The sequence below is a fragment of the Xanthomonas rydalmerensis genome, assembly GCF_033170385.1.
In the GTDB taxonomy this organism is placed as follows: Bacteria; Pseudomonadota; Gammaproteobacteria; order Xanthomonadales; family Xanthomonadaceae; genus Xanthomonas_A; species Xanthomonas_A rydalmerensis.
In genome coordinates, this window is sequence record NZ_CP126170.1 from 3,829,151 (window position 1) to 3,841,289 (window position 12,139).

The 12,139-nt window shown below is 59.9% G+C and carries 15 protein-coding genes; 6 read left to right on the plus strand and 9 right to left on the minus strand.

The features are described 5' to 3' along the window. Window positions 1-26: 26 nt before the first annotated feature. The 3 genes from QN245_RS16050 to QN245_RS16060 form a co-directional block, all read right to left on the minus strand. On the minus strand, window positions 27-686 hold the full coding sequence (locus tag QN245_RS16050; protein ID WP_317843651.1) for a DUF1629 domain-containing protein: 660 nt from the start codon (window positions 684-686) through the stop codon (window positions 27-29). 116 nt (window positions 687-802) lie between these two features. Continuing rightward, window positions 803-1,486: a thermonuclease family protein gene (locus tag QN245_RS16055; RefSeq protein WP_317845383.1), complete on the minus strand. Its 684-nt coding sequence runs from the start codon at window positions 1,484-1,486 to the stop codon at window positions 803-805. A gap of 92 nt (window positions 1,487-1,578) precedes the next feature. Then, window positions 1,579-2,061 carry a JAB domain-containing protein gene (locus QN245_RS16060; RefSeq protein WP_317843652.1) on the minus strand — a complete coding sequence of 161 codons (483 nt, stop codon included), beginning with the start codon at window positions 2,059-2,061 and terminating at the stop codon, window positions 1,579-1,581. Between the two features lie 489 nt (window positions 2,062-2,550). On the opposite strand from QN245_RS16060, the gene QN245_RS16065 reads away from it, so the two are divergent. After that, window positions 2,551-2,934 (plus strand): hypothetical protein, encoded by a 384-nt coding sequence (locus QN245_RS16065; protein WP_317845384.1) that lies wholly within the window; start codon window positions 2,551-2,553, stop codon window positions 2,932-2,934. 21 nt (window positions 2,935-2,955) lie between these two features. On the opposite strand, the gene QN245_RS16070 is transcribed toward QN245_RS16065, so the two are convergent. After that, window positions 2,956-3,417, minus strand: coding sequence for a hypothetical protein (locus QN245_RS16070; RefSeq protein WP_317843653.1), 462 nt, complete (start codon window positions 3,415-3,417; stop codon window positions 2,956-2,958). 372 nt (window positions 3,418-3,789) lie between these two features. Between QN245_RS16070 and QN245_RS16075 the strand changes: the two genes are divergently transcribed. After that, on the plus strand, window positions 3,790-5,181 hold the full coding sequence (locus QN245_RS16075) for a site-specific integrase (RefSeq protein ID WP_317843654.1): 1,392 nt from the start codon (window positions 3,790-3,792) through the stop codon (window positions 5,179-5,181). A gap of 80 nt (window positions 5,182-5,261) precedes the next feature. Here QN245_RS16075 and QN245_RS16080 read toward each other — a convergent pair whose 3' ends face one another. The 3 genes from QN245_RS16080 to QN245_RS16090 form a co-directional block, all read right to left on the minus strand. After that, on the minus strand, window positions 5,262-6,524 hold the full coding sequence (locus QN245_RS16080; RefSeq protein ID WP_317843655.1) for a hypothetical protein: 1,263 nt from the start codon (window positions 6,522-6,524) through the stop codon (window positions 5,262-5,264). Between the two features lie 9 nt (window positions 6,525-6,533). After that, window positions 6,534-7,625 carry a nucleoid-associated protein gene (locus tag QN245_RS16085; RefSeq protein WP_317843656.1) on the minus strand — a complete coding sequence of 364 codons (1,092 nt, stop codon included), beginning with the start codon at window positions 7,623-7,625 and terminating at the stop codon, window positions 6,534-6,536. A 175-nt stretch (window positions 7,626-7,800) separates the two neighbouring features. Beyond that, on the minus strand, window positions 7,801-8,076 hold the full coding sequence (locus QN245_RS16090; RefSeq protein ID WP_317845385.1) for a helix-turn-helix domain-containing protein: 276 nt from the start codon (window positions 8,074-8,076) through the stop codon (window positions 7,801-7,803). Window positions 8,077-8,238: 162 nt separating this feature from the next. Here QN245_RS16090 and QN245_RS16095 point away from each other — a divergent pair, with 162 nt between their 5' ends. The 4 genes from QN245_RS16095 to QN245_RS16110 all read left to right on the plus strand — a co-directional run bounded on the left by QN245_RS16095 (window position 8,239) and on the right by QN245_RS16110 (window position 10,851). Further along, window positions 8,239-9,009 carry a hypothetical protein gene (locus QN245_RS16095; RefSeq protein ID WP_317843657.1) on the plus strand — a complete coding sequence of 257 codons (771 nt, stop codon included), beginning with the start codon at window positions 8,239-8,241 and terminating at the stop codon, window positions 9,007-9,009. Between the two features lie 51 nt (window positions 9,010-9,060). Next, the gene (locus QN245_RS16100; RefSeq protein WP_317843658.1) at window positions 9,061-9,375 is read left to right on the plus strand and encodes a hypothetical protein; all 315 of its coding nucleotides are present in this window, start codon (window positions 9,061-9,063) and stop codon (window positions 9,373-9,375) included. Continuing rightward, window positions 9,372-9,752: a hypothetical protein gene (locus QN245_RS16105; RefSeq protein ID WP_317843659.1), complete on the plus strand. Its 381-nt coding sequence runs from the start codon at window positions 9,372-9,374 to the stop codon at window positions 9,750-9,752. The genes QN245_RS16100 and QN245_RS16105 overlap by 4 nt, the downstream gene beginning before the upstream one ends. Window positions 9,753-10,110: 358 nt before the next feature. Next, entirely contained in the window at window positions 10,111-10,851 is a 741-nt protein-coding gene (locus tag QN245_RS16110; protein ID WP_317843660.1) for a DNA/RNA non-specific endonuclease, read from the plus strand. Between the two features lie 116 nt (window positions 10,852-10,967). Here the strand turns inward: QN245_RS16110 and QN245_RS16115 are convergent, their stop codons facing one another. Then, window positions 10,968-11,300, minus strand: a complete 333-nt coding sequence (locus QN245_RS16115; RefSeq protein ID WP_317843661.1) for a hypothetical protein — start codon at window positions 11,298-11,300, stop codon at window positions 10,968-10,970. A 421-nt stretch (window positions 11,301-11,721) separates the two neighbouring features. Further along, complete coding sequence (locus QN245_RS16120; RefSeq protein WP_317843662.1) at window positions 11,722-12,123, minus strand: H-NS histone family protein; 402 nt, start codon at window positions 12,121-12,123, stop codon at window positions 11,722-11,724. Window positions 12,124-12,139: the final 16 nt, after the last annotated feature.

A 12,139-nucleotide genomic window follows, 5' to 3' on the forward strand; every position in this document is an offset into this window, starting at 1 on the left:
GCTCTTCCCTGCTCGTATTCGGCGCATCAACGATTCACGACGTCGTAGAACCATAGCCCGTCGGAATTCCCATCAACGCCAATTCCGGCGGCCTCAACCGCCTCCTTGAATAACCGATCGCAAAATACGCCATCATTGAAAGGAAGCTTAAATACATGCGCATTTCCGAGCACATCACGCCTGAAAGCCAATCGGCTACCGCCTGCAAGGCTGTAATACTTTCCAGCTTCGTAATCGTCGCCGATTTTGATATCGAGTTCCGAGGCTTCCTCATCCAAAGCATCTAACGTGCGAACAACATCGCATAGAAAGACAGTCGGCCCCTTGGAACCATCGGCCAAGCGATAGTCGGTATCAGCAAAAGCAAAGGCATCCGCATCCACAGATTCCATCACATTGCGGAGTCGCTCGGAGACCAGCCAATAGCCACTGAAGCCACCCTCAAGATCCTGAGGCAACGCCCCTTCCTTTGGGTCGTAGATCAATCGTGGCGTCTCTCTCAACGGAGGAAATCCACCTTCGTCCGGCTGCAAAATAAGCCGGGGCGGCGTCAACAAAGCCTGCTCATTTTCGAAGATCACCCCGTGGCCCTTTCCCCCACGCCGGGCGTCCGGCAGCAACTCGAAAAACTCTCCCTTCTTGGGCTGATTGGTCATCTTGGTTTCCATGCGTTGCACCCCGTCCATAGGCTCACGTCCATCGACTACTGTGACCGGAGTCTAGCGCTATCGTCCGCACCTTGGGCAGACAAATCGGCAAGGGTCGTGACACGCCTACCGCCACCCGTGCTGTGCCCAGGGACTCAGCGCTTTGCCGGCTCCCACCCTGCCCGCATGGCCTCCTCAGGGCTGCAGAACATGCGCTCGCCGCGGCTCAGGTCGATACTGGTGCGCTCGTAGTCCCGCTGGCCCTGCACGTGGTAGATCTTCTTGCCCTGACGGGAGATGTTGCCCTTGATGCGGCATCCGCTGGACACGGTCGGCGTGGCCACTGGCGCCTGGCGAGCCGCCTGATCCCGCTTGCCTCGACGGTAGTCGGCGGGCATCTGGAAAGGCCCTTGCCAGAGGTTGCGCCGCTGCTGGCGCGCATTGGCTTCGTCTGCGATGAATGCCGTGGCGTATTGGCGATACGCGACCGCCCAGCCTGAGCGCACCATCCACCGGTTGACGGATTGCCCCTGGACGAAGCATTCGGCCACCACTCGACCGTAGCGGTCTGTGTCCTTGGGTTGGCAGCGAACGGTCTTGTCCAACAGGTAGCCGTCCAACGCGGCGGCAGACCGGCGGCCACAGGGCCAGGAGCGTCCGTCCTTGTTGGTGCATTGCTGGGCGCTTTCCGGGGCATCGATGCCCCATAGGCGGATGCGCTGCTTCGCCACGGTGAGGGTGTCGCCGTCCGTGACGGTCGCGCGGCCGACCAGCTCTGCGGCTGCGCCTGAGGATGTAGCAAAAACCAGCATCAAACACACCGAACGCCTAAACGACATCAACACCCAATTCCTTTCAAGACTGCCCTGGACTTAGTGCCAGGTCGCAACGGACCCGGCACTTTAGCGGGAAGGGGCAAAGAGAGGGAGGGCTAAGCCCACCCCCTGCTGGCCAGGCTGACGTGCTGCAGGCCACCGATGACCAAGTGGTCCAGCACCCGGATGTCGAGAAGCGCCAGCGCCTGCTTCAGGCGCTCCGTGACCTGGCGGTCGGCTTGGCTAGGCTCCGGGTTCCCGCTCGGGTGGTTGTGGAAGAGGATGACCGCGGCAGCGTTGAGGTCCAGGGCGCGCTTGGCGACGACTCGGTTGTGGACTTCGCAAGCGTCGGTCGTGCCGGTGAACAGGTGCTCGGTGGCCAGAATGTGGTGCTTGGTGTCGAGGAAGACGACGCCGAAGACTTCGTGCGGCAGGTGGGCGCAGCGGGCGACCAGGTAGCTGCCGGCCTGCTCGGGGCTGTCGATGCGGCCCAGCCGCTGGAGGCGTTGCTCCAGAATGGTGGCGGCGGCGAGCAAGATGCCCTCCTCGTCCATCTGGAGTTGGTATTGGGCCGTGCGATCCTGGGTGGTGCGCTTCATCGGTTCTTCTCCACCAGCGCGTTGTGCGCCTCGTGGGAACCTGCAGGCGAAGCGTTAGGCTCGACCGCACCCGGGAGTGAGCACCGCGGCAGCGGCGCGCAGCGGAGGGCCGCAACAGAGCACCAGCGCCGAGGAGGAGGCTCGCCCTTGCGGTCGGGATAGCGAAGCTAGGATTCCCTTCAAGAGGCCCAGCGCTGGTGGAGAGCAATGATGTGCGGCTCCCCTGCCCGCGATTGAAAAGCCAAGGGGACTTGAGTGCTGCGTGCGTGCAACTTTTTCCCACCGTCCTTGCACACGTTGGCGACTGCTGGCTTGCTGCTGCCGTGAGCGACCGCTCACTGAGAGTGCTCATGCCCACAGCATTCAAGTTCGATAGTCTCTGGCGCGCATCTCAGCAGTGCATTGCAGAGCTATGGGACACTCGGACCATCTTCCGACACGCGTCCAACCATGCGAACCAAACAACGAAAAGCTTCTCTGGCCTTTTGGATGAGAGCGCAAGCACTTACGGCGCTGGTGGCGATATCGCTTGCAGGGTGCGCGGCAAGTAATCCGGTCGCGAGCCATCCCATTGAAGGCCCTGTGCACCTGGGAGAGATTGCGGCCGTTGATGGTCCCAGGGTGCGTCCCGATCGCGTCATCGAAGACAGCCGTTGCCCTGCCGACGTTCAATGCATCCAGGCGGGTCGGCTCGTCGTTAGGGCGACCGTGCTCGGTGGCGGCTGGTCCAAGGAGTTGGACCTCACGCTGGGCGTCCCGGTCCCGGTTGCCGATGGCATGTTGACGCTGGTCGACGCCACGCCCGTGCCCATTAGTGGGGAGACCGCCGCGTCCGCCGCCCGCTTCACCTTCAAATTTCAGGGCGGCCGTTAGGCCCAGGAGATGTCTGGCTCCTCATTGCTCGGCTGGGTCTTGGTAAGCACCTCGATCCCAAGAGCGATAGCGCCAGGGCACGACGTCTTCAAGGAAAGTGATGCGGGGACTTGGAAGGTTGCCGAACCCTGCCAGGCTGGCGCGCAGCCGCTCGGCTTGAGCCTCAGGGACAAAGAGCCAGGGCCTGACTATCCAATCCAGCGGGACGCCGCTATCGCGAGCCAGGGCGGCCCTAACTCCATGCCAATGCTCGTTCCACGACTTCAACCGAGCCAAGAGCGAAGGCGCCCGGGCCGCGTAGGTGATCTCGCAGAGATAGCCAGCCCGCTCCTTGAAGCTCACAGCCACCGCGTCGCAATACCAATGCGGGCCGCTGGTGTCCGGGTTGGCGCCCTCGTTGAGCTGGATGCAGCACTGGCTGTTGATGAACAGCGCTCGGTCCGCCCTCAGGTAGTCGAGCACCACGCCTTCGAAGTGATCCACGCTGATACTCCTTTACAGTCGTTAAAAGGCAGACCTTGGCATCCCAGAATCAAATAAGCAAAATAAACTAACTAAAATACATCTGAAATTTATACTTTATTAATATTCATTCACTCCATTTGACCAACTTAGTTAGCTTATCTAGATTAAACAGTACTAAAATGACTCCAGAAAATCCTGAGCGGCAGACGCGCAATCGATTGATTTCATTGAAACGTCGCACTGAACCCAGCGCAGTACAAACCGACCGACTCGTTGAGGTGGCCATAGGGAGCCGCGACGCTTACTGTATTCAACTCGCCGGCGATTTTGTATTGACTATTTTGTGAGCTATCTTATTGGTACTTCCATCGTTTCGATGGAAGCCAAGCAATGCCCTCCCCCGCTCTAGAACACCTTCACCAATACCTCCTCCATCCGATCGGCACGCTCCAGCTCAAGGGTGTCCAGATGGGCAACCTTCGTATCGAAGAGTTGAACATCACCGGGCGAGAAGCCGCCATCCACGCCCAGGAGATGCTTGACCGGGCCGACGACCGCCAACGGCGCAGCCGCCGGGCCAATGGCTGCACACAATATCCGGCCCCGCTCCCTATCGCTTCTGCTCCTCGCCTGCTATCGGTCGAGATCGCCGATTACGTTCGGTCTCGCGATCACCGAGGTTTGGCCAAGAACACGACAGGATCCACCTCCCGCACGCTCACGTTGCTCAAGATGACCTGTGGCGATATTCCTGTATCTCGTGTTGACCACAGCCATATCTATCGCCTGTGGGAACTGCTGCGGTGGGCTCCTCCGTCGCTTCTCTCAGACCCCAGGTATCGCGACTACACCTACGACGAGGCGATCGCGCTGGGAAAGAAGCTCGGGGTGCAGCCCCGTGCGCCCAAGACGCTTGAGAAGCATCGGCGCTTTCTCTGGACCTTCTTCAAAGGGCTGGTTGAGGCCAACGCGATTCCTGCTTCGCCTATGGCAGGGTTCAAGAAGTTCAAGGAAGATCTCGCTGAAGACGCGGACAACGCAGAGCGATTGTTCGACGAAGCCGACCTGCAAAAGATCTTTGCCCCGGAGACTTTCATTCCCTGGGCAAAGGCCCATCCCCATCGGTGGTGGATGCCCATGATCGGCCTCTACACCGGCGCGCGCATCAACGAGGTCGCCCAGTTGAAGGTTGCAGACATCGTCCAAGAGGCCGGGGCTTGGTGGATTCGCATCCGGGTCACGATCGATCCTGACCTGGCGCATAAAAGCCGAGGCAGGAGCCGGCAACGCCTAAAAGGCAAGTCGGCCATCCGCGACGTGCCGATCGCGCAGCCCCTCATCGACGCCGGCTTCCTGGACTACGTCGAAGACATTCGCCAGTGCGGACACCCGCGGCTCTTCCCCCACCTCTCCGCCGGCGTCAACCGCGAGACGGGCGACTCGAACGCTCGCTACAGCCAAGCCCCGCTCAACCAGTTCAGCACCTACATGAAACGCTTAGGCTTCAAGAAAGGGGTCGGTTTCCATGCGTTCCGGCATACGATCGCCACGGAGCTCCATCACCAGGACATCCCGGAAGAAGTCATTGCGTTGATCACGGGTCACTCACCCCACAAGCGAGTCGCTGTCCTGCACGAGGCCTATTTCCACAAGAAGCCGGCACTGGCTCAAAAGAAGAAGATCCGCACCATCAAGCGCTACATGCCGAGCGTAGAGCTGCCCAAGTATCAGCGAGGTCAGTTCGCTGCTCAGCTGTCGGACCCGAGCAAGTTCTACCCGTGATGCATTTAGTTCAGATGGCGAATTCAACGAGCGGACGCGTTCTTGAATCCGCCATTCGTAGAAACACCAGATGCTCATAGTCAAGCCGATTTTCGCGCCTTAAAGAAGGCTCCAACAACCACAACGACAAGGACAATAAGCACAATGCTTGGCAGCGCATGCGCACCAAACCTTAGAACCACCATCCCCAGCGCGATGAGCGTTGGAAACCAAGCCAAGGGTTGGATCACCATATGAACTTTGCGCAGGAAAGCCAACTGCTCAGCAAATCCTAGCTTGGCACTATTGATAGCACCCTGCAGAGCAGTAGGGTGCTTACTAGAAGCGCCTTGAACGTCCGCGATAGAGAGATTGAACCCCGCCTCAACTCTCTTTGAAGCAAGACGCTGGTTGTGGAGGATTCCGCTCAGCAAAAGGGAAACCAGCAACATACCCAAACAAAGCCCAGACGCGCTCCATACGTCATCTGCCAACCAGACTGCGGCGAGGCCGCCGATCGACAGGGGCAGAGCCAGCATCTTGCCTGAACTGTCACCGAGCACCGCAGCCATACGGGTTGCGTAGTCAAGCTCGATTCGCGCCACGTCCCCGCGCAGCTTCTCAAAGGAGAACTTTTGGACGTAACACTCGGCGTTGAGTTCGTAGGCCATGACAACGTCAGACCATGAGTAGACCAAGTATTGGAACGCCGGCTCAGGAGCGTCTGAGCGCCTCTTTGCCAGCACGCTGGTGAGTGCCACACGGAAGAGCTGCTTATGCTCGTTAATGTGCAGCTGGCCTTCTTCATTAGAAAAAAGCGCTTCCAGGACTGAAATGTCCGGCTTCGGAGCCAGCAGGCAGGCGCGAGTGATCCTAGTATCAATCTCGAAAGTCTTGGGTCCTGTATCGCCCGTCGCGGGAAGGACAAATAGGAGCTTCTTGGTGCTAGCCGTCAAGGACACGGTGTTCAACGAGAGCTTGAGCAAGCCTCCTATCAACCTTCCCAGATGCAGAGCAGCCACCAGCTCTTCTGTTGGCTCTTCTGCATCTCCAAGAATGTCTTCCTGAATGAGGTAGTAGTTCCCGGGGACGCCGCCGGAGCTAAGAATTTCCGATCCATCAACAAAGTCGTAAACGTTCGCGTAGAAGCGCCCAAATTCATTTGACGGCAGCCTCCAAGTAAATGAAATTTGTCCGTCTTCTTCATGAGGGCCATCTTCGAAGCTCCCGAACTTTCGCTCCAGCTTCTGACACTCTTTGAGCTCGCCCGCAACGTTATACGCCGGCCCGTCATAGGAGAATGTGCCCTCCTCTATAGAAGGCCTCCCAGCGGCACGGTATAGGCGAACTACGCTCTCAAACACGACTCGTCCTTAGCCACGCTGATCCAGGGTTGCCTCAATCTTCTTTGCAGCTTCGTCCGGCAGACGCCGGATTCGGAGTGACTTATCAGCGCGACTGTAGATCAAAGGCCCCTCCGTTTCGCTGATTTCTGTGTCTTCGAACGACAGGCGCCATCCATCCGCTTGCGCGGTAATCCGAGTAACGGACTTTAAGTATTGGGCACTGACCACAAAAGATTCTGGGACCTGACCATCCTCACCGTTGAGGTATTCACTCAACCCCTCAACGTGCTCAACCAGCTCATCCCCAAGCGCCACACGCACAACTGCCACCAAGGTTCCGACTGTCATCACAGCTCCCTGTGGCAAGGCAGCCATATGATCAATGACGGCTCGCCTCACCTTGCGAGCATGAAGCTTTATCTCCTTCTTTGAAGCCACAAACTTCCTAACAGCATCGATTGCGGACTTGGTGGCTCGATTAGATGAAACACCCTTTTCACAACCCAGTGCATCGATGAAATACTTTGCGACCTCATTGCGCACACCTTTGTTAACGAAGCAGAGGTAGGTTCTCTCTTCCTCGTCAGCGCCGGCATCGGCAGAGCCAACGCTCAACGCCTGCGCATACCTCGCAAGATTGATACGTGCAGCTTGGTGCAGCTTCGACAAGTCGAGTTCACGAATGTCAGTCGGAACCATATCCGCCGACAAGCTCAATGCTCCGCGCTCTTTAATCATCGCCACTAGAAGGAATGGCGTCGCGTTGACCTCGTACACCATAAAGAACACGTAACCGCCAGTCGAAAGAAGCTCCTTTCTCGCAGCTGCCACAAGCTCCGCCATGCCCACCTCTGTAAGCGTCATGAACGTTGCCAGGTCAGAACTGATAGTCAAGTTTTCAACCGCGCCTGGAAACTGCCCCTCTCGATTGTTCGTTCCGAACTGCCCCCAGAATACGGTGCTCCCGTCTCGCCCGACGAGACGCGACAACTGTTCTCCAAGAGCCTGAACCTGGCTGAGCGAAACGTCCAACGGCCCAGGCGCATGCCTGACTCGTGAAGTGTTGGACTGAGCCTCTTTTTCGAGAGAGTGAATTACTGCGAAAACCAGTCTATCCATAACTGCCTTACCCCCTATTGGCTCAGGCAGCAATGGTATCACCCATGCATATAGCGGCCGCTCAGGGCTATCCAACAGCTAATTAGCCGCAGAGGCTGAGACGGACTCCCCAGTTGCGTCCCTGAAAAAGGCCCTACCGAAGCTCTGATGAGGTAAAGCGCCGTCCTGATGCAAGCTAAGCCGGCGGGCAAGCCAAGTGGCTCTTGATGAGTTCAAGAACGCCCTTTTGACGCTCTGCAGGCAATCGAGCAACCAGCAAGATGACCTCGGCCAAGACGTCTGAACTGGCATGGAAATACGCCGGCGGCACCCCGAGCGCATCGCTGAGCGCTGCCAACGTTTCGTGGTCTGGTTCGCGCTCTCCTCGCTCATAGCGGGACAAGCGTGACGAGGCGGCCTTCTCGTTCATCCCCAACAGCGCTCCCAGTTCGACCTGCGACAAGCCCGCCACGCGCCGGGCCGTGCGCAAGCGACGGCCAAAGACGGAATTCGGAGGCAGGGATGCGGGCATGGAGATCTGACTTCGGGCTGACCTCCAAGTCTGCACCGACTAGCATCCTAACGCACTTATCTGCCAATATGGCAGATACATTCACACACGTCGCGAGGGTCTATGGCACTTCAGGAAAAGCTGGCATTCGCAGCATCTCTGGCATTGATGTTGGCCGTTCCTATCGCTGCCCACGCCCAGGACGGCTCCGACCCCAAGCCCGGCTTCTTCCGTCAGCTCGGCGGGAGCCTCAAGGACGCCGGCAAGCAGATGGTCGGCATCAAGCCAAACGCGGGGGGCAAGTCCACCGCGCAGGCCGGCGGCTCCGGTGCCCTCTACACGCCCCTCAGCGGCGGCGGGAAGCTGCCCGGGCTCTTCAAGGGCGACAACCACCAAGCAGCACAGCTCGGGAAGCTGGAGTGGCCGCGGGTCGCGCTCACGTTCGCCGAGTGGGGCCAGAAGCTGCCTTGCTGGACGGTGGAAGCACGCATTTGGACCAGCGCCTCTGCCTCGACCACCGAGACCTTCCGCGCCTGCGCCGACGCCCCGCTGACCGACACCGATGACCTTGGCGAGAAGGCCGAGCTCAACACCTCTGCTCTCTGGAAGGGACGGGACACGCTCAACGGTGTCCGGGTGCCGCCCAGCAATCCGAACACCGGTGCCCAGCGCTCCACTGGCCCCAACCCGCCGGCCCAGCCCTTCGTGGTCAACGTGAGCCGGCCCGGCGTCGCCGATCGCGCCGTCGACGTCGCCCTGCGCGTGGCCTGGGTCTCGGGCTTCCTCCAGACCGCGGATCTCCATCCGGGAGCCAGCGGCCTGCTGACGCCCTTCAAGGACACCCGGATGTGGATCGCCGGCTTCAAGCCGGACGGCAACCGCGACAAGCAGTAGGCCCTGACCTCGCCCGCCTTCCCCACCCCATCCCTCAGCAAAAGGAACGACATGAAGAACGCATGGATCGGCCTGGTCGCGTTGACCATGGCCCTGGGCCTGACCGCCTGCAGCGGGAAGCCGTCGAGCGACAACGCCAAGCAGGCGCTGGCCGCCCTGCTCCAGCAGAGCGGCGCCGGCCGAGTGAGCGACATTCGCGACTTCGAGTTGACCGGCTGCACCAAGGCCGAGGATGCCGACGGCTACCGCTGCGATACCCGCGGTCAAGTGGTCCTGGACATCGCCGGCAGGCAGGTCCCCATCCCCGTCAACAAGAACTTGCGCTATGCCAAAGCTGACGGCAGCTGGAGGGCCTACGCCAAATGACGACCCACCCTGATTCGATCGTCCCCGCGTCGATGGGCGTGGTGAACCCGCTTCCCGGCGAAGGTGCGCCGCGTGCTGAGCCCAAGAAAGTGCTGACGCCCCACAACCGCTTTTTCTGGTGGTTCTCGCTCAGCCTGCTCTTCCTGGGCCCGCTCGGCTTTCTCGTCGGGCCACTTATGGCTCGGCGCGGCCTGCGGAAAGCAGAGCGGCTCTACCCGGGCGCCGCCTACATGGCTCGGCAGCGCGACCAGGGCTTCACCTGGGCCCAGTGGTGGGTGATGACGCCGCTGGCCGCGACCATGGGCATGGCGGCCATGGCCGTGCTGAAGTGGTTGCCGATCGCTCTGTTCGTGATGTGGGAGCAGTTGGCCCGCTGATTCCGATAGAGCATTTGCATCAGAGAAGCCCGGGCAATCCGGGCTTTCTTTTTGCTCCATACCTCGTCCGTATTGCATGGCTGTGGAGGCCGTTTTACAGCGACAAAGTCTTCCGACCAAGTCACACCTTGGCCAATCCGCGGTTGACCCGCCCAGCTCGCTGTTAGATACATGTCGCAACCGCGTGCCACGTCGTGGCAAAGGGGCGCGGTTGTCGTCTCTCCCACCACACCGGCATCGAGCCGGTCTCGGCTGTCTGCTCCACCTCTGTTCAACTAGCGCGTCTCTCAACAGGCACGGCCCTTGTCCGTGCGTGCTGGATTCGTGCGGCCTGCCTAAACACATGGAGAAGTGCACTATGCGATTCCGGATCTTCCTCGCCGTCTTCCTGCTCACCACCACCAGCGCTGCAGCGCAGGCCCAGGTCGTTACGCTCAACAAGGGCGGCTTCCTCCTGACCTACGACTGCACCGAGCACACCGCCACGCGCTACGAATACTCGCTCAACGCGGACACCGGCTCCGCGGCTCGCCCCTCTGACTTCAAGCTCGACACCACGCTGCCGAGCGGTTGTGGCGGCCAGACCTCGACCAAGTCCTACGCGAGCGTGCGCTCCGGCTACGATCGCGGCCACCTGGTCACGTCCAACCACATGGACTACAACTCGACCTACATCGTGCGCGCCAACCTGATGTCCAACATCGTGCCGCAGGTGTCAGGCTTCAACCAAGGCATTTGGGTGAGCGCGGAAAATGTCGCCGAGTGCTACCGCGATATCCGACCGGTGAAGGTCTACGGCGGGGTGGTCTTCGGCGACACGTCCAACGATTACTTCCTCTCCAGCCACGGCATTCGCACGCCCGAGTATTTCTGGAAGACGATCATCACCACGGACCCGAGCACCGGGGCCGAGAAGGCCATCAGCTGGATCATCCCGAACCAGACCGGCCTGGGCAGCCTGGACGACTACATCGTGTCGATCGCTGACCTGGAAGAGCTCATCGGCGCCAGCAACGTTGGCATCACCGCGTCGTCCGCGGTGAAGAACATGCTGCCGGCGACGACGTGGAAGCTGCCGAGCAACTGCGACCTGAGCTGATCACGCGCCGGCTTTGCAACGCGTTCCCTCGAAAGCCCTGGGTCACCCCCCGGGGCTTTCTCTTTGCTGGCGATGGATAGCTACAACCAGAAACCCTCTCAATCCGGGACGTCTCATCAACTGGCTGCGTCGCCCTTGAGCACTGGCAGCGGCTGGCCCGCAGCGGATCCAATCGGCAAGCGGGATTCGGCGCCAGGCGTGACGACGATGACAGTGATGACCTCGTCCTTCAACGAGTTGATCTGGACAAATTTCAACCCGGCTTTTTCGAAGACGTATGCCTTAAACAGCGGCGACAGGCTGACGTTTTGTTTGCCGGGGGGAATGCGCTCGCCCATGCCCTCGATGACGTCCGCCGGGTTCAACGCCGGCTCCGCCGCCTTGGCGAGCGGGGACAACCCAGCGGCCATAACTGCCAACCCAAGCAATGTTCCTGAGAGGGTTTTCATCGTTCGTTCCTTGACGAGTGAAGCGTGGCGAAAACGCTACTGCTGGCCAGATGAGGGGGCAAGCACCAGCACGAGGGCTGCTCAAAACGTCTACAAAGATAGACAGATGCTTCCGGCCGGCAGCCCTCCCCGTGCCGCGCCTGCTTGGCCAAGGAGCGCCATGCGCAAAGCAAAGGCCTCGCATGCGAGGCCTTTGGTCGTCGGCGCTTTTGAGTGGAGGTTCTGGGCTCCGTCCCCCGCCATGGCGGGTGAAGTGGCCTGGACGACAGATATAGGTTGCCACCAAGATCGGCGTCGTGCGATCAGGTGGAGGCTGACCGCAGCATCAGAAAACTCCTACGCAGAATCTGAAGCTCTCATGGAGCACGGGCATTATTCCTTAGCTTTTTACTTCCCCGCGTGGCGTTGCTTAAGCTTTTTCTCACCCGGGATACTTCGGAAACTTCTCGTCTGGGTGACTGGCCTTCCATTGGTTGTAGGCAGCGGTTCCTTGCCAGGCAGTAAAGGCGCGCGGAGGACGGCCCCGACCGCTCCAGGTCTCCTGGGTATGCGGCAGCCAATACTTAGGGGCGGCATCCTTCTTGGCCTGAGGGGCAGCCTTGCGGCCACGGCCCGGGCTGCTGGCGCCAATGGCCACTGCCAACTCAGCCTTCTGCTTAGCGGTGAAGTGCTCGCTGTATTGAGACAATAGGCCGATGATTTCGGTTACAGCGAAGGCGACCTGTTCTTGGCGGAGCGCTGCTTCTTGCTCTTCAAGCTTGCGGAGCTCCTCTTCTATCTTGGCCTTGGCGGAGGTGATCGATTCCAACGTTTTCTTACTCATTGTGTAGCAATCCTCG

Bases quoted from the DNA above. Each gene is read 5' to 3' on its own strand.
- QN245_RS16095 (WP_317843657.1), top strand. From the start codon at position 8,239: ATGGCACTTCAGGAAAAGCTGGCATTCGCAGCATCTCTGGCATTGATG.
- QN245_RS16050 (WP_317843651.1), bottom strand. From the start codon at position 686: ATGGACGGGGTGCAACGCATGGAAACCAAGATGACCAATCAGCCCAAG.
- QN245_RS16115 (WP_317843661.1), bottom strand. From the start codon at position 11,300: ATGAAAACCCTCTCAGGAACATTGCTTGGGTTGGCAGTTATGGCCGCT.
- QN245_RS16055 (WP_317845383.1), bottom strand. From the start codon at position 1,486: ATGTCGTTTAGGCGTTCGGTGTGTTTGATGCTGGTTTTTGCTACATCC.
- QN245_RS16065 (WP_317845384.1), top strand. From the start codon at position 2,551: ATGAGAGCGCAAGCACTTACGGCGCTGGTGGCGATATCGCTTGCAGGG.
- QN245_RS16120 (WP_317843662.1), bottom strand. From the start codon at position 12,123: ATGAGTAAGAAAACGTTGGAATCGATCACCTCCGCCAAGGCCAAGATA.
- QN245_RS16085 (WP_317843656.1), bottom strand. From the start codon at position 7,625: ATGGATAGACTGGTTTTCGCAGTAATTCACTCTCTCGAAAAAGAGGCT.
- QN245_RS16060 (WP_317843652.1), bottom strand. From the start codon at position 2,061: ATGAAGCGCACCACCCAGGATCGCACGGCCCAATACCAACTCCAGATG.
- QN245_RS16100 (WP_317843658.1), top strand. From the start codon at position 9,061: ATGAAGAACGCATGGATCGGCCTGGTCGCGTTGACCATGGCCCTGGGC.
- QN245_RS16075 (WP_317843654.1), top strand. From the start codon at position 3,790: ATGCCCTCCCCCGCTCTAGAACACCTTCACCAATACCTCCTCCATCCG.
- QN245_RS16110 (WP_317843660.1), top strand. From the start codon at position 10,111: ATGCGATTCCGGATCTTCCTCGCCGTCTTCCTGCTCACCACCACCAGC.
- QN245_RS16105 (WP_317843659.1), top strand. From the start codon at position 9,372: ATGACGACCCACCCTGATTCGATCGTCCCCGCGTCGATGGGCGTGGTG.